Annotated in this window: 21 protein-coding genes; 9 read left to right on the top strand and 12 right to left on the bottom strand. The window is 67.7% G+C overall.

Annotated elements, in window-relative coordinates; genetic code table 11:
* Window positions 1-181: 181 nt before the first annotated feature.
* Window positions 182-2,119: a pyrroloquinoline quinone-dependent dehydrogenase gene (locus MUG96_RS00540; protein WP_246985552.1), complete on the bottom strand. Its 1,938-nt coding sequence runs from the start codon at window positions 2,117-2,119 to the stop codon at window positions 182-184.
* Between the two features lies 1 nt (window position 2,120).
* On the bottom strand, window positions 2,121-3,032 hold the full coding sequence (locus MUG96_RS00545; RefSeq protein ID WP_246985554.1) for a hypothetical protein: 912 nt from the start codon (window positions 3,030-3,032) through the stop codon (window positions 2,121-2,123).
* Window positions 3,033-3,267: 235 nt separating this feature from the next.
* Between MUG96_RS00545 and MUG96_RS00550 the strand changes: the two genes are divergently transcribed.
* From MUG96_RS00550 to MUG96_RS00560, 3 genes are all read left to right on the top strand, one after another.
* Window positions 3,268-3,954, top strand: coding sequence for a plastocyanin/azurin family copper-binding protein (locus MUG96_RS00550; RefSeq protein ID WP_246985556.1), 687 nt, complete (start codon window positions 3,268-3,270; stop codon window positions 3,952-3,954).
* Window positions 3,955-3,993: 39 nt separating this feature from the next.
* Entirely contained in the window at window positions 3,994-5,280 is a 1,287-nt protein-coding gene (locus tag MUG96_RS00555) for an ABC transporter substrate-binding protein (protein WP_246985558.1), read from the top strand.
* Between the two features lie 312 nt (window positions 5,281-5,592).
* Entirely contained in the window at window positions 5,593-6,786 is a 1,194-nt protein-coding gene (locus MUG96_RS00560) for a sodium:calcium antiporter (RefSeq protein WP_246985559.1), read from the top strand.
* A gap of 4 nt (window positions 6,787-6,790) precedes the next feature.
* On the opposite strand, the gene MUG96_RS00565 is transcribed toward MUG96_RS00560, so the two are convergent.
* Window positions 6,791-7,084, bottom strand: coding sequence for an amphi-Trp domain-containing protein (locus MUG96_RS00565; RefSeq protein WP_246985560.1), 294 nt, complete (start codon window positions 7,082-7,084; stop codon window positions 6,791-6,793).
* Between the two features lie 100 nt (window positions 7,085-7,184).
* On the opposite strand from MUG96_RS00565, the gene MUG96_RS00570 reads away from it, so the two are divergent.
* Window positions 7,185-7,493, top strand: a complete 309-nt coding sequence (locus tag MUG96_RS00570) for an ArsR/SmtB family transcription factor (RefSeq protein WP_246985561.1) — start codon at window positions 7,185-7,187, stop codon at window positions 7,491-7,493.
* Between the two features lie 49 nt (window positions 7,494-7,542).
* Here MUG96_RS00570 and MUG96_RS00575 read toward each other — a convergent pair whose 3' ends face one another.
* Entirely contained in the window at window positions 7,543-7,830 is a 288-nt protein-coding gene (locus MUG96_RS00575; protein WP_246985562.1) for a nickel-binding protein, read from the bottom strand.
* Window positions 7,831-8,013: 183 nt separating this feature from the next.
* Here MUG96_RS00575 and MUG96_RS00580 point away from each other — a divergent pair, with 183 nt between their 5' ends.
* A complete protein-coding gene (locus MUG96_RS00580; RefSeq protein ID WP_246985563.1) occupies window positions 8,014-8,661 on the top strand; it encodes a helix-turn-helix domain-containing protein in 648 nt (215 codons plus the stop codon).
* A gap of 12 nt (window positions 8,662-8,673) precedes the next feature.
* Here MUG96_RS00580 and MUG96_RS00585 read toward each other — a convergent pair whose 3' ends face one another.
* From MUG96_RS00585 to MUG96_RS00595, 3 genes are read right to left on the bottom strand one after another with little or no spacing between them, the layout of a single operon-like run.
* Entirely contained in the window at window positions 8,674-9,642 is a 969-nt protein-coding gene (locus MUG96_RS00585) for an ABC transporter substrate-binding protein (protein WP_246985564.1), read from the bottom strand.
* 3 nt (window positions 9,643-9,645) lie between these two features.
* Entirely contained in the window at window positions 9,646-10,629 is a 984-nt protein-coding gene (locus MUG96_RS00590; protein ID WP_246985565.1) for an ABC transporter substrate-binding protein, read from the bottom strand.
* A gap of 2 nt (window positions 10,630-10,631) precedes the next feature.
* Window positions 10,632-11,519: an ABC transporter substrate-binding protein gene (locus tag MUG96_RS00595; protein WP_373222014.1), complete on the bottom strand. Its 888-nt coding sequence runs from the start codon at window positions 11,517-11,519 to the stop codon at window positions 10,632-10,634.
* A gap of 93 nt (window positions 11,520-11,612) precedes the next feature.
* Between MUG96_RS00595 and MUG96_RS00600 the strand changes: the two genes are divergently transcribed.
* Window positions 11,613-11,990, top strand: coding sequence for a cupin domain-containing protein (locus MUG96_RS00600; protein ID WP_246985569.1), 378 nt, complete (start codon window positions 11,613-11,615; stop codon window positions 11,988-11,990).
* A gap of 27 nt (window positions 11,991-12,017) precedes the next feature.
* Here MUG96_RS00600 and MUG96_RS00605 read toward each other — a convergent pair whose 3' ends face one another.
* Window positions 12,018-13,679 (bottom strand): aldehyde ferredoxin oxidoreductase C-terminal domain-containing protein, encoded by a 1,662-nt coding sequence (locus MUG96_RS00605; RefSeq protein WP_246985571.1) that lies wholly within the window; start codon window positions 13,677-13,679, stop codon window positions 12,018-12,020.
* A 104-nt stretch (window positions 13,680-13,783) separates the two neighbouring features.
* On the opposite strand from MUG96_RS00605, the gene MUG96_RS00610 reads away from it, so the two are divergent.
* A complete protein-coding gene (locus tag MUG96_RS00610) occupies window positions 13,784-14,215 on the top strand; it encodes a VOC family protein (RefSeq protein ID WP_246985573.1) in 432 nt (143 codons plus the stop codon).
* A gap of 10 nt (window positions 14,216-14,225) precedes the next feature.
* Here the strand turns inward: MUG96_RS00610 and MUG96_RS00615 are convergent, their stop codons facing one another.
* Window positions 14,226-14,432 (bottom strand): DUF8149 family protein, encoded by a 207-nt coding sequence (locus MUG96_RS00615; RefSeq protein WP_246985575.1) that lies wholly within the window; start codon window positions 14,430-14,432, stop codon window positions 14,226-14,228.
* Between the two features lie 82 nt (window positions 14,433-14,514).
* On the opposite strand from MUG96_RS00615, the gene MUG96_RS00620 reads away from it, so the two are divergent.
* Together MUG96_RS00620 and MUG96_RS00625 are read left to right on the top strand one after the other, a co-directional pair.
* Window positions 14,515-15,039 (top strand): hypothetical protein, encoded by a 525-nt coding sequence (locus MUG96_RS00620; protein WP_246985577.1) that lies wholly within the window; start codon window positions 14,515-14,517, stop codon window positions 15,037-15,039.
* 64 nt (window positions 15,040-15,103) lie between these two features.
* Complete coding sequence (locus tag MUG96_RS00625) at window positions 15,104-15,556, top strand: cupin domain-containing protein (RefSeq protein WP_246985578.1); 453 nt, start codon at window positions 15,104-15,106, stop codon at window positions 15,554-15,556.
* Here the strand turns inward: MUG96_RS00625 and MUG96_RS00630 are convergent, their stop codons facing one another.
* From MUG96_RS00630 to ddfA, 3 genes are all read right to left on the bottom strand, one after another.
* A complete protein-coding gene (locus tag MUG96_RS00630) occupies window positions 15,557-16,831 on the bottom strand; it encodes a PQQ-dependent sugar dehydrogenase (RefSeq protein ID WP_246985579.1) in 1,275 nt (424 codons plus the stop codon). It abuts the gene before it with no gap.
* A 36-nt stretch (window positions 16,832-16,867) separates the two neighbouring features.
* Complete coding sequence (locus tag MUG96_RS00635) at window positions 16,868-17,062, bottom strand: hypothetical protein (protein ID WP_246985580.1); 195 nt, start codon at window positions 17,060-17,062, stop codon at window positions 16,868-16,870.
* A 62-nt stretch (window positions 17,063-17,124) separates the two neighbouring features.
* Entirely contained in the window at window positions 17,125-17,382 is a 258-nt protein-coding gene (ddfA, locus tag MUG96_RS00640; protein WP_256465413.1) for a DdfA family disk-determining factor, read from the bottom strand.
* Window positions 17,383-17,557: the final 175 nt, after the last annotated feature.

Here is a 17,557-nt window from a genome sequence, read left to right on the forward strand (position 1 = left end):
CTCGCCGGGGAGAGGGCTGGCGAAGGACCTCGGCCCGAACGACGGCGTCGACGACACGGCGTGACCGCGTCCACGCCCGGCGTCAGTCCCGTCCCCTCACGCCGCGTCGCCACTCTCGCACGGGGGCCTGGCATTCAGACAGTCGAAAAACGGGGCCGCGGCCGCGCCTGCCGAAGCCGAATCAGTTCTCGTCGTCGTCGCCGGACTTTCGGGAGAGGACGCCCGCCGCGGCACTGCCGACGCCGGCCAGTGCAGAGAGGACGCCGAGACCGGGACCGGAGCCGCTGGTCGTGCCGGTCGAGGCGTCGGTGGGCGTGTCGCCACCGCCGCCACCGTTGCCGTCGTCGCCGCCGCCACCGTCGTCACCGCCCGAACTCGTCGTGGTGGTCATGTCGCCGCTCCCGTCACCCATCTCGGCTTCGACGGAGTAGACGGTGAGCACGTCGCCTTTCTCACCGTACCCGCCCAGCGGGCCCTCGCCGCCGCCCTGGATGGCGACGTACTGTTTCCCCTCCGCGGGGTCGTACCAGCTGACCGGGTCGCCGCCGAGACCGACGCCGATCTCGTCCTCCCAGAGCACGTCGCCGGTCTCGGTGTCGAGCGCCCAGAACATGCCGGTCGAGGAGCCGGCGAAGGTGATGCCGGTGTCGGTCGTCATGACGCCGCCCCACTCGGTGATGTCGGTCCACTTCCGCCACTTGAGTTCGCCGGAGACGGGGTCGATGCCGGCGATGACGCCGGGGTCGCCGCTCCAGCCCTCGATCTCGTCCTCGCCGGGCACGGCGAACTGATTGCCGTCCATTCCCCAGTAGAGCTTCCCGGCCTCGTACTCCGCGTCGGTCCAGGTGATCTTCCAGGGCCGGTTGTCCCCCTTGACGACGGCCGTCTGGGTCGTGGGGTCGTACGACGGGGGCTGTGGGTTCGTCCCGCCGAGCAGGTTCGGCGCGTTCCAGGGCGTCCCTTCGAGGTCCTGGTACTTGGGGAGCGACCACATGTTGACGTGGTCGACGTACTCCTCGCTGCGCTCGACCATCTGCCCCGTCTCGACGTCGAAGGTGAACAGCCATCCGGACTTGCCGCCCCAGGTCGCCAGGGTCCGCTCCTCGCCGTTGACCTCCGCGTCGAAGATGATCGGCGGCGAGGGCGAGTCGTAGTCCCACCAGTCGTGTGGCGACTCCTGGTAGTGCCACTTGTAGTCACCGGTCTCGGCGTCGAGCGCGAGCTTTCCGGTCGAGTACTGGTTCCAGCCCGGCCGCACCGTCGCGTCGAAGTCGGGCCCGGGGTTGCCCATCGGGAAGACGGCGGTCCCGCTCTCCAGGTCGATAGCCGGCGGTTGCCAGACGGTCGTCGAGCCGTGGCGCCAGGCGTCGCCGACCCACTGCTCCGGGGGTGTCGTGTTGAACCGCCACTGGTGTTCGCCGTCGGTGCTGACCGCGTCGATCCAGCCCGACACGCCGTACTCGCCGCCGAAGCTCCCCTTGAGGAGGTTGCCTTCGTAGGGAATTGGCGGGATTCCGGAGGAGAACCCGACGTTACGGACGAAGTTCGTCTCCGGGTGAATCTCCGTGTCCGGGTCGTCGACCATCTCCCCGCGGTACTCCTGTGCCTGGTTGTAGTACCACTTCTCCTCGCCGGTGTACCGGTCCAGCGCGACGATGCCCATGTCGAGCTGGGTGAAATACACCGTGTCGTCGATGATGGTGACGCCGCGGTTGGCCGAGGGATCACCGACCTCCGCCAGCGAGTCGTAGTTGTAGTACCAGAGGATGTCGCCGGTGCGGGCGTTGATCGCCCGGAGGTGATCCGGCCCGTTGGTCTGGTACATGATCGGCGGGTCCGTGGGGACGATCAGCGGCGTCCCCTGATACTCGCCCGGCAGGTTCCCGAGGTTGATCTGCCACTCCTGGGAGAGGTCGCCGACGTTGTCCTTCGTGATGGCACTCTGGGACATGTGGCGCCGCTGGCGGAAGTCGCGCCCGTAGAGCAACCAGGCCTCGGGGTTGTCCTGGGCGTTCCGCAGCATCTCCATCGTGACGTCCATCTCGGGGATGGCGTCGGTGTCGTTGCGAATGATCGTCGCCTCGCCCGGCTTGTCGAGCGATCCGGATTCCTGGGTCATGTCAGGCACCTCCTCTGGGAGCGCGTGCTTCGTCCGTCGGCCGAGCCACGTCGAAGGCCAGGTGTTCCTGGCTTATGATCGCGACCGCCGAGCCGGCGGTGATCATCGCCGACAGCTCCTCGTCGGAGATCGTTCCCTCGGCCATGTCGTGGGCGGCCTGGCTCACCAGCTGATAGCCGCCCAGCATCGCCTTGACGTCCCAGATGCCGTTCGAGAGCATCTCCTCGGTGAGCAGTACCTGGTTCTGCCAGAGCCAGTGGTCCAGCCCGTCGATCCACAGGAGCGCGCCCTCCGTCGCCCGCTGGTGTAGCGGCGCGATGTCGGCGGGGTCGAACTCCTCGACCCCCTCCTGTGCGTAGAAGGCGGTCGGCTTCCACTTCGCGAGGTGCTCGCCGTTGTTCACGACCGTCGTCGCGAGCGTCGCGATCTCCTCCGACGCGAACCCGCCCTCCGCGAGCGCCGCCGAGAGCGTGCCGGTGCCGACCAGCTGTCGGGCCGACGCCTCGATGTGGTCCGCGATGAACGGCGGCATGTGTTCCTCCGCACTCGCGAAGAACCCGATCTCGACGAGGTGTTCGTGGACGTTCCACGCGGGTTCGGTTAACTCCTGGTAGGCCGTGCCCTGTTCGGCTGGGAGTCCCGCGGCTCCCAGTTCCGGGAGGCGACCGATGGACGCGGTGATACCCGCCATCTCCGAGGCGAGCAGTGACGCGTCCACGCTGCCCGAGAGGTCGCTCCGGATGGCCTCGCCGATGGCTGCGAGTTCACTGCCGCCGGTCAGGGCGACCTCGCCGCGTATCTGGTCCAGTGTAAAGTCCCCTGCCACTGTCGTTGCCCCGACCACGCCCAGCGCCTTTAGGAACCGGCGCCGTTCCTCGTCGGAAATCTGCCTCCGGTCGTGTACCTGTGGCATGGTACCGTGTGAGCAACCCGCATCACTTAACTTTTCCCCAGATTTTAGCCTTCATCGGTATTTTATCTCAGAGTTCCCGCCTTCTGAGAGATATATGTGATACTGTAATTCCCCCGTTGACCAGGCACCCACGCGCCCGGACTGGGTCGAGAATACATCCCTGGTTTATCATTCGGTCTCTGTTTTCCCGGGTCCCGAAAATTAAGTGTGAGTGTTTCATATCCGGAGACGGTTCATGAACGAGCACATCTCGCGTCGAGGGTTCCTCGCTGCGACCGCGGGAGCCGTCGGTGCTGGCCAGTTGGTGTCCGTCGCAAGCGCGACCCAGCAGGAGGTCGATATCTACTTGGACGGAGCGACGAGAGCCTGGACGGGGCGCGAGCCGTCGTCGATAGACGGTGAAGACAACCCGACACTGACGCTGTACGAGGGCGAAACCTACGTGCTCGCGTGGCAAAACGTCGACGCGGCACCGCACAACGTCGTCATCGAGAACGACGCCGGCGACAACCTGATCGAGACCGAAATCGTCTCCGAAGAGGGTGCCATCCAGCGGGTGGAGTTCGAGGCGACCGCCGAGATGACCCGGTACTACTGCCAGGTCCACCCGGGATCGATGGAGGGCGTCGTGGAGGTCGTTTCTCCTGATTCCGGGGACGGCATCCCGTCGAACACGGACGTGGTCGTGACGGATCAGCCGACCGAGACGCCGGAGCCGACCACGACGGCGACGCCGACCCCGACGACCACCGCGGCGCCCACCACGACAGAGGGCGACGGGAGCGACGGCGGTGGCGACAGCAGTCCGACGACGGCGGCCGCCGAGACGACGAGCGGGTCCGGCCCCGGACTGGGCGTGCTGGCCGCACTCGCCGGCGTCGGGAGCGTCGCCGCGTTGCTGTCGCGGCGCTCGGACGAGTAGCGCCGATACCTATACGGGGTGGCGCCGAAGAGTGCGAGTATGCAAACGCGTTCGTTCCCCGTGCTCGCGGCGGAGGACGATCCGCTGGTCGACGCGCTCGGCGTCGGCCTGGACCGTGACGCCGCTCGCGTGCTCGCGTACCTGTTGCTCCGTGCCGACCGCGACGACGTGTCGAGCGCGGCGCCCCGCGTCGCCGTCAGGATCGGGACCGACCTGGGGGCCGACCCGGCCAGGGACGCGCTCGCGACCCTGGTGGAACGAGACCTGGTAACGACCACCACAGTCGACGACGCCTCGCCGGGCCGACCGCCCAAACGGTGGGAGTGTGCAGTCGCCCGTGACGTGGCACGCACGCTCGTCTACGAACACCACGCGGCCGCCCTCCTGGACCGTGCCCGAACCGTCGCGGCCGCCCTCGGGGACGATGCTGCCGTCGAAGGTACGCCCCGAGATGGAGCGGGGGTCCGCGAGAGTGCGGTGGCGCTGAACTGGCGCCCCAACGGGTTCCACGCGCCGCTGTTTCTCGCTGCCGAGCGGGGGCTGTACCGCGACGCCGACCTCGCGGTGTCGTTCACCGCGGCGCGCGGCTCCGGGGAGGCCCTGGAGTGGGTCCGCTCGGGCCGGTGTGACGTGGGTATCGCGGGGGCGGCCACGCTCTGTCGGGCGCTCGCAGCGGACGCGGCGGTGGTGCCCGTCGCCCTGCTCTACCAGCGCACGATGACGGTGCTGTACACCGTCCGGTCCGTCTTCGATGACCCGTTCACCGACCTGGACCAGCTCGCCGGCCGCACCGTGGCGATGCCGAGCGGGTCCGAGACGGCACAGCTCGCGCGGCTCCTACTCGCACAGGCCGGCGTCCTGGACGCGGTCGAGATCGTCGACAGCGACGGGGAAGAACGGAGCGCACTGCTCGACGGAACCGCCGACGTGGTCACAGGCATGGCCGCCGACCCGCCCGAACTCGAAGCCGACGGGTACACCGTCGACACGGTGGCCGTCGCCGACCGCTTCCCCGTCCCCGGGCCCGCGCTCGTGGCGCGGGCGGACCGATTGGCCGCGGACCCGGCGATCGTCGAGCGGTTCCTCGTCGGCACGATGCACGGCCTCGCGGTCGCGACGGGGTCGCCCGCCGACGCCGCCCGCGCCGTCGCCAGACGGAGCGACAGCGTCGTCGACGCCGAACGCCGCCGATTCGAGGTCGCCCGGGAGCGGGAAGCGGCCGCCGACACCGCCCGGGCCCACGGCTGGGGCTGGCAGTCCGTCGACCGCTGGGAGCGGCTCCTGACCGCGCTCCGGCAGGCCGACGCCGGCAGCGGGAGAGCCTGAGCGGCTATCCGCCGAGGGGGACGCCACCGAAGACCGCGAGCGCGAACAGCGACATCCGTAGTCCGAACGCCGCACGCGTGAGGTAGCTGATCAGTTTCTCGGCACACGCCGTCAACAGGAGCATCCCGGCCCGGCGATCAGGATGACGCCGCGAATCGGCCGACCAGCGTGCGCGAGTGCCTACCGGAGATGACTGCTGAACCTCTGTTTTTTCACGTCCATCCGCCCGTGTAGCGTCTCCGTGTAGAATTATTCAATGGGATTCCCTACCTGAAAAGTTGGTTTCATATTCGTCCCCCTCTCCGACAGTCTATGGAAAAGACTCGCACACCCGCAGTCGTACTCGTCGGCCTGCTGGTTCTCTCACTGTGCGTCGTGCCCGTCGCGGCTCAGGAGAGCGGCGAAGCCGGCGAAGAAGGGGAAGAGGAAGAGGGCGGAATCGAGGGTGCAATCGAGGGTGCAATCGAGTCACAGGGCACCATTGGGGCGGTGATCGTGTTGATCTTCGGCGTCGTGCTCCTGACGGCGTCGACGGAGAAGCTCATCAGTTACCTCACACGGGCCTCGCTCAATCTGAAGATGTCGCTGTTCGCGCTCGCGATTGTCTTCACCGGCTTCGAGTTCGACGACACGATCCTCGCACTGGTCCTGTCGGCCGGCGGACTGGAGGAGGCCGCGCTGGGATCGGCACTCGGGACGGGACTGGCGATTATCGGTATAACGCTCGCGCTCGCGGCGGTCGTCGAACCGTTCCCGGTCGACCTGCCCAAGGACTACATTGCCATTTTCGGCCTCGGACCGCTCATCCTCGTTCCCTTCGTGCTGCTCGGGACGCTGACGGCCATTCACGGGGTCGTCCTGACCCTCTTTTTCGTTTTCGCGTTCGGCTACTTTATCCTCCGAGAGCGCCAGCGCGACGTGCCAGTGTTCCGGAACTCGGAATTCGGAAAACAGCTCCGCTCGGATGGCGGGACCGCGACGCGTACGGAGGCGCTCGATGAGATCGCCGAGGAGCGGATTCTCGGTGACCTCGCGGACTCCGGGTTGGTGTGGCTCGGCCTGTCGGTCCTGGCACTCGCCGGTATCGTCTTCGCGGCCATGCTCCTGGAGGGCGGGTCCGGGGTCGTGATGGAAGGGTTCGGCCTCTCCGGGACCGTCTTTGGGGCGACCATACTCACCCTGATTCTCACCTTCGAGGACATCATGCTGACACTGGAGCCAGTCCGCCGAGGCTTCCCCGAGATCGGCGTTGGCAACGTCATCGGAAGCGTCCTGTTCTCGGTGACCGGCAATGTCGGCGTAATTATGTTCCTCAGTGATGTGAGCATCTCCGATTCGGTCCTCACCTTCCACCTGCCGTTCATGATCGTCGTGACGGCGCTCGCCGCGTACTTCTTTTATCGGGGCAACGTCGAGCGGTGGCAAGGTGTCCTGCTCGGTGTCCTCTACGTCGCCTACTGGGTGATCGCGCTCGCTGTCTTCGGTGGCGTCCCACTCGGTGAGTGAACCGTCAGCTCACGTCCAGTTTCTGGTCCCCCTCCCCCCAGTCGAATTCGAGTTCGATCTCGAGTTCGCGTTTCCCGTCACCTATGAACTCGACTTCGACCTCTATCGGCTCGCGAAACGCGAACGGAATCTCCCACTCGTCGCTCGAAACGGTGAGGTCGTTGCCGTCCTCGATCTGGTCGGCGAGGTCGCGCAGGAACGCGGCCGTCGCCGCACCCGAGAGCCGGACCTCGCGCTCGAAGTACCCCTCCGTGACGACCGTCTGTTCGTTGCTGTCGTTGTCCGGAAGTTCGACCATGTCACTACTCACCGGCCAGCGGCACATAAATCACTGCGCTGTCGCCGCTCAGGATGACGTGCTCCCAGTTATTTTATGTGAAGGGCTCACAGTAGCATCCATGTCACTATTTGACGTGATGGGGAGCAAATCGCGGCTCAAGATCATCCAGGAGCTCTCGGACGAGCCGCGGTACGTCTCCGAGCTGGCGGAGCGAATCGGGATGGACGGCAAGAGTACCGTCCATCACTTGCAGACCCTCGAAGAAGCGGGGATCGTCGAGTACTACGAGACGAGCCAACGCAAGTACTACCGACTGACACAGACGGTCGAGTTCAAGGTCTCGCCCCCACCGGAGGGGACGTTCGTGCTCCACAAGAGCGACGCCGAGACCGGTGACGAGGAGGCCGTTCCGATCCGCACCGACTGAGCACGGACCCGGCCGTTCCTCTCGCGTCGTCTCGGTACAGTCGCCTGCCTCACTCGCCGCCGAGCGGTTCGCCGCGTCGCGTGACCCGCGTCACGGGCAGTCCCGCCCTGTCGCCGTGTTCCTCGATAGCAGCCTGGTCCTCTGCACGGTAGTGACAGAACGTTCCGACGACCTCGTCGTCGTCGTTGGTCATTACCTCCGATTCGACCCACTCGATGTCCGTCCCCTCTGAGCGCATCTCCTCGAGGGCGTCCCCCGAGGCCGCGGCCGCGTCGTCGAGTTCATCGTGTGTGACTGCTTCCGGCAGTTCGCGAAGGATGAGGTAGTCCGTCGTCATGGCGTCCGACCGGGCAGTTCTGTACGTGATGATGTAACTCTTTTCACGGTATGAGATTACAGCACACGACCGGAGGCAAGACTGGCGACAGCGGCGGCGCGCCCGCGTCACGGCGAGCCGTGATGATAGTTCGAGTCTGTGGAGTCAAAAGGGATTAATATACACATAACGTACCCGAGTCAGATGGAAAGTGTCACTGACGACCCCGAGCTCTCCCCCCGCGACACCGTCATTCTGAAGACGAGGCTGGAGTACCCCGACGCGTCCGTTCGCGAGATTCGCGACCGTCTAGAGGACACCTACGATATTTCGCTGTCCCACAACCGCGTCAACGAAATCCTGCGAGGGATGCGCGACGACGGCCTGTTCGACCAGCCCGCCCTGCCCGACGAGGGGTTACTGGAGTACTACCGGTGTGAGATCGGGCTCGACTACACGCACTTCGCCGATCACCGGGAGGCGTGTTACGACGAGTTGCTGGCCGATCCCCACGTGGTTTCGTTCGTCGAGGTCGCGAGCGGCCGCCACTGGCAGTTCACGGCGGCGTTCCTCTCCGACGAGGCGGCCCAGTCATGGTTGCACGACCTCTTCGAGGAGCACGGCGCCCTCTTCGCCGAGTTCGACCAGTCGAAGCTGACCGCGATCCACAAGCGCCACGTCGACGCCGACGTCCTCGACGACCTGCTCGCGACCACCGAGGCGGGACAGGCGTACCTCGACCGCTCGGACGCGGCGACCGACCGGATGGTCGCCGACGGCGGTCACGCGAGCGCCGCGAGCGGGGCCTCGTCGGACGATCAGTCCGACGGCGGCGACGCGTCCGCGGAGTGAGTGGGCGGCCGCTCAGGACCGGTCGATGCGAGCCGCGTACTCGTCGACCACGGGCGCGTCGTTGTCCCGGTACTCGTTCGTCCACGCGGCGTCCGGGTCCACCGGTCCCGAGAGGAGGTCGGTCTCTGCCAGGGTGTCGGCCAGCGTCCGCCAGCGGTCGCCCTCGTGGCTGCCCCAGCCACGCTCCTCAACGGCGTCGGTCATCTGCAGGTCGGTGGCGGCCGTCTCGAATTTCAGCCGCTCGATGTCGCGGCGCCGTTCGAGCGTCGCGTTGCGCGCGACGAGGGCCTCGACGGCCGCCTCCGGATCGTTCGTCGCCGCTTCCCAGCCACGCGCGGTGGCCCGCAGGAACGAGCGCACCGTCTCCGGGCGGTCGGCGGCGGCCGCCGGGTTCGTCACCAGGGTCATCCCGTAGACCGGGAGGTGGTGCCCGATCGGGAGTTCATCGGCCACCCGGTCGTGTTCCCACTCGAGTTCCGTCCCGTTCGTGACGACGCCGACGGCCGCGTCCACCTCGCCGTCGAGCAACTGGTGCTGGACGCGGTGGTGGGTATTCGGGTCCACTTCCAGAAGGTCGACCTCGTCGCGGACGCCGGCGGCTTCGAGCAGTTGCGCGGTCAGGATACGGGTCTTGGTCGCGGAGGGCGCGACGGTCCGGCCCGCGAGCTGTTCGGGCCGTTCGAGTTTCTCGCCGAAGTGGTCGCGGAAGGTGTAGACCGCCGCCGGGGTCCGCTGGGTGACGGCGGCGACCGCCAGCGGGTCGTACCCCTCGCTCCGCTTCGCGAGGACGGCGCTGGCCCCCGCGAGGCCGAAGTCGGCCCGCCCCTCGGCGGTCTGTTCGGCGGCGTAAGGCGACCCGTGGCCGGGGACGAACTCGACGGTCAGCCCCTCGTCCTCGTAGTAGCCGCGGTCGCGGGCGAGGAAGTACGGCGCCTGGAAGCCGTTCGGTTCCCAGTTGAGCTGGAAGGTGACGGTCTCCATCGGTCAGTCCCCCGGCCTGAAGGTCCCGTCGGGGACGTGGTCGACGCCGAGGGCCTCGGCGCCGGCCACGTCCAGCAGGTGCTCGAACAGCCGTTCCATGCCCGCGATGGTCTCCCCGTCCCAGTCGCGGACGACCATGTCGCGCCAGCCGTCGCGGACCGCGCGAACGATCGAGGGGTCGTCGTAGGTCATCAGCCGCTCGCCGACCTCCGCCCAGAGGTCGTCCTCGGTCACGAGCCGGTCGACCACGTCGCGGTAGGCGTCCCGGAAGGCGTCGACGGTCCCCGGGTTCTCGGCGAGGAACGACTCACTCGTCAGGAACGTCGAGACGGGGAGCCGGTTGTCGGTACCGGAGAGCCGCTGGACCAGTTCCGAGACGGGGAACACCTCCTCGTAGGGGCCGCGCTCGGTGATCTCGGGGACGATGGGCCAGAACTGGAGGACAGCGTCGACCTCGCCGTCGTGGAGCATCTCGGTCAGGCCCACCTTCGAGCCGGCCTCGACCGGCGTGGCCGTCTCGTCGGGATCGAACCCGTGGTACTCCCGGCAGGCCGCCCGACAGAGGATCCAGTTCTTGTCCAGCCGGCGGACGACGCCGATGCGGTGGCCCGAGAGGTCCGCCAGCCCCTCGATGTCGGTGTCCTCGGGGGCGACGAGGCCGCCGACGGTCCGGCCGTACGGGTGGACGGCGACGATGTCGGCGCCCTCGGCGCGCTCGCGGGCCGTAGAGATGTAGTCGATGTCGATGAGGTCGGCGTCGCCGTCCTGGAGGCGGGCCTCGACGGTCTCCATCCCGCCCTCGAGGGCGTCGGAGACGAGCTCGACGTCGAGGTGGAAGCCGTGCTCGTGGTCCAGGCCGAGTCGCTTGATGGTGTAGAGCATGTAGCGGGGGCTGCCGTTGTGCTCGAAGCGGGCCCGCATCACCGGCCGGTCGCCGGGGTTCCCGTGGTACTCGTCGAGCGCGGACTGTTGGTCCTCGATACGCATGGTTAGATGGACGCCACGATGGCGTCGATGTCGGCGTCTTCGTCGATGAGTTCCCGGCGTTTCATCCACGAGAGGTGCCGGTCCAGTTCCGTCCGGTCGGCCGGCTCGGGGGCCTCGTAGGTCGGGACATCGATGCCCTCGCGGATGGCGTCGAGGTCGACAGCCTCGAACAGGTCCGGCGCGACCGAGAGGTCGTCCTCCAGCATCGCGAGGTACTGGTCGCGGAAGGCGTCCGGGTCGGCGTTGATGGCCTCGACGGCGCGGCCGTACCCGCGCAGGTACCTCGTCAACACGTCGTCGTCGACGCGGTCGGCGCCGACGATGCCCATGTGGTTCTCGAACTCCAGGACCGGCTCGAACCCGAGGTGTCGCGCGAGCGTCGTGTGCGGTTCCAGCAGCGACACGGCCGCGACCTCGCCGTCGCGCAGGGCCGCGAGCCGGTCGGTCGGCATCCCGTGGTGTTCGAGTTCGACGGCCTCGGCAGGCGCGTGTTCCTCCAGTGCCCGGCGGGCCGTGTACTCCTGACCGGTCCGCATGTTGACCCCGACGGGGACGTTCGCCAGATCGGCCGGCGTCACCACGTCCGAGTCGGGTCGGGTGAACACGGTGTAGGGCTGGTCCGCGAAGGTCCCTTTCGCCACCACCTGCCCGTCGTCCATGTCCCACGTCCGCTTGATGCTCTCCCACTTGCAGATGGGGTACAGGTCGACGTCGTGCCCGCCCGTCAGCGTCTCGTCGGCCGGGATGTACTTCCAGTCCACGTTAGCCCGGTCACGTTCCACCAACTCCACGTCGAGCCCCGCCGCGGCGAAGTACCCGCGATCCGCCGCCACCGTCTGGGGCAGCATGAACGAGAACGGGAGCTGGAATAACCTTAATTTGTCACCCATAGACACACGAGAACGTTATACATCCGTTCTGTATTTAAAAATAACGAGGGAACTTTTATAAGTGGAGGCACGCACAGTGTGTGAGAGACAGCCATGGAACGAGTATCAGCGGGCGACCGGGAGTTCGACGAGGTGAATCAGGGCGTCCACCTGGCCGACCTGGCGGCGGGCGAACGGGCGTCGATGAGTTACTGGCGCGTCGAACCCGGCGAGCGGATTCCGCCACACCGGCACGAGAACGAGCAGATCGGGTACCTCATCAGCGGGCGGCTGGTCGCGCTCGTCGACGGCGAGGAGGTACCCCTCGAGCCGGGGGACTCGTACGTCTTCCCGGGTGGGGAACGCCACGGCTGTGAGAACCGCGGCGACGAACCCGCGGTCGGTGTCGGCGTCCTCAGCCCGCCGCGGGAGGCCCCCGACTGGGGAGAGCAGGCGGCCGGCGGGGCCGAGTCGATCGAGTCCGACGACTGACCGGCCGCGGGACGGCCGCGTCGCCGCTCAGGGGACACGCTCCGCGGGCACGGTACCGTCGGCGTTCCACCCGCGTCGCTCGTAGTAGGCGTCGAGTTCGTCGGCGAGACCCGAAATCTCGTAGGGCAGGGCCTCGTCCGCCCGGCGGTCGCGGCCCCGCTGGTTGGCGAAGTGCCGCTCCATGTCGATGACGCGCGCCCCGATCTCCAGGAGCCGGTCCAAACTCGCATCGAGCAGGCGTTCGAGGCGTTCGTCCGTGACGAACCCGCGGGAGAACCGACAGACGATGCCGGAATCGCGCACGGCGTTGTGGTTCTCGCTGGCGACGAGCGGGGCGGCCTTCCCTTCGACGCCCTCGGGGTCGAGCGCCTCGGACTCGTCGACGAGCGGGTACTCCTGTTCGTACATGCTCCCGTAGAGGTGGTCGGCGCCGCGGTTCGAGGTGGCGAAGGCCAGACCCTGCCCGTTCAGCGCCCGCCCGTCGTGAGCCGAGAACTCCATCCCCTTCATCGTCCAGTTCTCGACGCCGAGTTCGTCGTGGACGCGGTCGATGCCCTCCGCGAGCAGGTCGCCCTCGGCCTCGCGGTAGGCGATCTTCTCGACGAGGTCGTGTGCCAGTTCCGCGTTGCCGAACTCGCCCTCGGCGGCGAGGTACGCCGACACCACGTCGCCACAGGAGATGGTGTCCAGCCCGAGTTCGTCACACAGGTCGTTCGACACCATCACGTCCACCACGTCGTCGATGCCGGCGTTGGCTCCGAAGGCCATCACCGTCTCGTACTCCGGCCCCTCCGTCTCGACGCCGCTCTCCTCGTCTCTCGTCGGGAGCTTGCAGGCGAAGGCACACTGCGAGCAGGTCCCCTTCTCGTATTTCTTCGACTCGACGGCGTCGCCGCCGATGGACGCGGCGCCCTCGAAGGACTGCTCCGAGAAGTACCGGGTCGGCAGGGCATCGAGTTCGTTCGCCAGTTCCGTGACGCTCGTCGTCCCCTGGCGTTTCATGATGTGGTCACTGGTGGCCGCCTCGCGGTGGACGTCGGCCGTGACGTCGGGCACGTCGACCGGGCGCCGCGAGTCGCCGGCGACGGTCAGCAACTTCACGTTCTTCGCACCCAGGACCGCGCCAAGGCCTCCCCGACCGAAGGTCCGGTGTTCGGTAGTCATGATAGACGCGAACCGCACCTGCCGCTCGCCGGCGGGGCCGACACAGGCCACGGCGTCCTCACCGAGGTGGTGCTCGTTCTCGACGTACGCCGAGACCCGCGAGACCTCCGCGTCGGCGAGTTCAGGGACCGGCTCGAAGGAGACGCCCTCGTCCCGGACGTGGACCGCGAGGAGGTCGTCGCTCACGCCGGTGATCTCGACCGCCGCGTACCCCGTGTCCGCGAAGTTCCGGGAGAGGTAGCCCCCCGCGTTGCTGGACAGCAGGCCGTCGGTCAGCGGCGACAGCCCGGTGCAGTTCATCCGCCCGGTGAAGCTCATCGTCGAGGTCTGGAGCGGTCCCGTGGTGAAGACCAGCCGGTTCTCCGGCCCGAACGGGTCCGCGTCGAACGGGATACGCTCGTGAGCGAGCCGTGTGCCGAGTCCCCGTCCGCCGATGAAAGACGAGCGCTCGTCGTCAATCGCGACCGTCGCCGCCGCCTGCTCGCCCACGTCGATCGACAGGAGCGAGCCACGCACGTGGTTCATGCTACCGAATCACGTCTGCCCGCGGTATATGCGTACCGGCGGTCCGGAACCGCCGGCTCTCCCCGTCCCAAACGGTTTTGCCGGTTCGGGGTGCAATCGGTCGCATGGACGCGGTCGACCACATCAACGTCGACGTGAACGGCCTCGACGCCTGTTACGAGTTCTATCGTGAGGTCCTCGACCTCGACCTCCTGCGGCCGCCGTCGGACTTCCAGGGCGACCACGCGATGTTCGAGGCCGGCGAAACCGTCGTGACACTCGCCGAGACTGGGCGCGCCGAGGCCTGGGACGAGCGCGGCCTCGACCACCCGCTCGACAAAGCCCACCTCGCCTTCGAGACCGACCGGGCGACCTACGAGGCCCTGATCGACCGTCTCGACGGCCAGTTCCCCAAGCAGGGGCCCTACGACTGGGGGGAGTTCGAGGGGTTCTACTTCCTCGATCCGGACGGGAACCTGCTCGAGGTCATCACCTACGACCCACAGCCGGCGGGCATGGAGCGGCAGCTCCTCGATCACGACTCCATCCACGAGTAGCCGCCCGGCGTCACTCCAGCAGGCCGAGTTCCTCGGCGACGATATCGGCCAGTTCGTCGGCCACGTCCGGGTCGACCCGGGCGCATTCCTCGCCGTCGTGGAGGTTCTCGTTGTGTCGCTCGATGGCCGTCGCGAGGTCGGAGATCGGGACCCGCGTGGTCGTCTCGCACTCGGGACAGTGGACGGGCACCGCCGGGTCGTCGTCGGCCTCGGTCATGTGCGGACCTGCAACGCCGAGCGTGAAAACCGGGTCGATTCGGCCTCGGGGTTGAAGTCGCCGGCGGCCGTCGTCGGGGCCGATGGGACGCGTAACGGACCTCGCGCCCGCCGGGATGGTGCCGGCGGCGTGGCTGTTGACCATCGCCGCCCACGCGGCGCTCGTCTCGGACCGGACGCTCCTGATCGGCCTCGGCGTGATGGACGTCCTCCTCGTCGCCTTCGCCGCCGCCTCGTCCGGGGAGATGACCGGGCCAGTCCTCTCGGCCTGGCGGCAGGTGCTCCTGGTCGGCCTGTTGGCGAACCTGCTCGGCACCGCCGACCTGCTCGTCGACCCCGCCAGCAACCCCGCGCTGCCCGTCACGCTGTACGCGTGGTTCCTCCTCCCGGCTGTTGCCTACGTGCGAACCGGCCGGGAGACGGTTCGGTCACCCTACCGCCAGGCGTACCTCGCCGCCGCAGCGTTGACGCTGCTCGGCACTGCTGCTTACTCCGTTGCCTTCGTAGGTATCGTTGACGATTCGGTGGCGACGGTCGGTGGGCTGGCGGTCGTCGGCGGCGGACAGACCGTCGGCATCGTCGCGGCGGCGGTCCAGAACGGCGGGTAACGGAACCGGGGTCGTGACTGTGGGGGCAAACGGTATGTGGGATCCCTGCGTGGTATCGGTCGGTATGGAACACGTGGACATCGACGCGCTCGACAACCACCCGCGCGTCGCCGACGTACAGAAACACCTGACCGACCCGCTCGCGCTCGCCGACATGGCGCTGAACTACTACGAACTCGAACCCGGCGAGTCCTTCTCCGGCGGCCTCCACACCCACATGAACCAGGAGGAGGTCTTCTACGTCGTCGAGGGGACGGCCACGTTCGACACGAAGGAGGGGAGCCACGAGGTCGGCGCGAACGAAGTCATACGGTTCGCGCCGGGCGAGTACCAGGAGGGGAAAAACGAGAGCGACGGCCGCGTCCGCGCGCTCGCGTTCGGCGCGCCACAGGAAGCCGGCGAGACACGTACCGCCCTCCCCTGTAGCGAGTGTGGCGCGGACTACCACACCGCGGAGGTGACCGCCGACGGCGTGACCCTGACCTGCCCCGACTGCGGGAACGTCGTCGAGATGTAGTCACGCCGGGACGAGGCGGTACACTGCGCCGCCGTCCTCGCCGGCGCCGAGAGCGTACACCTCGCCGTCGGGGTCGCGGCCGAACGAGAGGAGTTGCTGGGGGGCAGCGCCGTCGATGGCGAGCGTCCCGAGGTCCCACCCGCCCGACTCGGTCTCCGTCGCCACGAACAGGCGTCCTTCGGGACGGAGGTCGCCGAAGACGTAGGAACCGTCGAGTCCCGACAGTGCCGAACCGCGGTAGACGTAGCCGCCGATGACCGAGATGCCGGCGACACCGTCGCCGTCGTGTGGATACTCGATGATGGGGTCGACGAGCGGTTCGCCCCCACGAACGTCGGACGGCGTCTCGGTCGGACACTCCCCCGCGTCGTAGCAGTGGGCGCCCTCCCGGACGTTCCAGCCGTAGTTGCCGCCGGCCTCGACGAGATCGACCTCCTCGTAGCGGTTCTGTCCCACGTCAGCCACGAACAGTCTGTTGCCGTCGAAGGAAACTCGCCAGGGGTTGCGCAGACCCCAGGCGTAGTGTTCGTCCAGCCCCGGGCGGCCGACGAGCGGATTGTCGTCGGGGACTGCGTAGGGGCGGTCGTCGCCGCCGTCCACGTCGATCCGGAGGACGCTCCCGAGGCGGTTCTCGGTCACGTCCTGGCCGTTGCCGCCGGCGTTCGCGTCGTACCAGTCGGCGACGTGGCCCCGGCCGCGGTCACCGCCACCGCCGCCGTCACCGACGGGGACGTAGAGGTAGCCGTCGGGGCCGAAGGCGATGTCGCCGGCGTTGTGGTTGCTCTGTGGCTCCGGGATTTCGAGGAGGGTTCGCTCGGAGTCGCGGCGGGCGCGGCGACCGTCGGGGCGGACTCGGAACTCCGAGAGGACGAACGTGTGGCTGTAGCCGTCGGGCGTCCCCGCTCGCGGTTCGGCGCTGTAGCGGACGTAGAGTCTGGGGGTGTCGGGGAAGTCGGGGTGGAGAGCGATGCCGAGCAGCCCCCGCTCGCCGCCGAGGACGACCGTCTCCCGGAGGTCGAGCAGGGGTTCGTCACGGAGCGAGCCGTCCTCGTGGACGGAGACGGCGCCCTGGCGGTCAGCGACGTAGCGGCGGTTGTCGGCAAAGGCGATGGCGAGCGGCGCGCGCAGGCCGGTGGCGACACGCTCCAGCCCGACCGCGGTGGGCGCCGCCTCGGGGAGTCCCTCGGTCGCGGGGGCCGTCGAGTCGTTACAGCCAGCGACGCCGACCGCCCCGACGGCGGCGGCCGTCGCGAGGAACCGGCGACGACTGTGCATGGTCCAGGTACGGGCTGGCCCGACAAAAACGGCCGGTCACCGCACGGTTCGTCGCGCGGTGTATCGGCCGGCGTCGAGGGAAAGTCGGTAGACGATACTCCCCAGCACGAGGACGCCGATGGCGGCCAGCAGGATGCCGGCCGACGGCCACAGGAGTTCGTACAGCAGTGCGGCGGCGACGAAGTCGGCGACTGGCAGCGGGAGGGCGCGGAGCGCGGGCGGCACGGTCATACTCGTTCCGAGGATAGCCACCCACTTGAGTCCAGTCGAGACTCAAAGAGCCATCGAAGGTACTAGTCCGCGTCGTCGAGTTCGACGGAGCCATCGCCGTACACGACGACGGTGTACCCGTAGTAATCGAACTCCACGCGACCGGCATCCCGCGGTCGCCCGTCCGGCTGTGACTCGAACAGTGCGTCCAGTGCCTCCGGGTCGACCACTTCGTTGAGCGGTTGGGAGAGCGCCGTCGGACTCTCGTCCTCCACCTCCGCGACAGCTTCCACTACCCGTTCGCTCACTGACGCCGGTGTATTGTTGTTCTGTGGAGCCATCCGCTTTTTATCGTTGTCCGTACCGGGTACTAAATGTTAGTTTTATTTCTTCGCGTGTACCGTCACGGGCCGTTACACGCGTACCTGCCAATTTCGTTGGCAAGCGGCCGCGAGACGGGCACCTGGTGCGGGACCGCCAACACCACCCCATAAACCGATTATCGCGATACAGAAT

It is taken from the genome of Halorientalis marina (assembly GCF_023028345.1).
GTDB classification, from domain to species: Archaea; Halobacteriota; Halobacteria; order Halobacteriales; family Haloarculaceae; genus Halorientalis; species Halorientalis marina.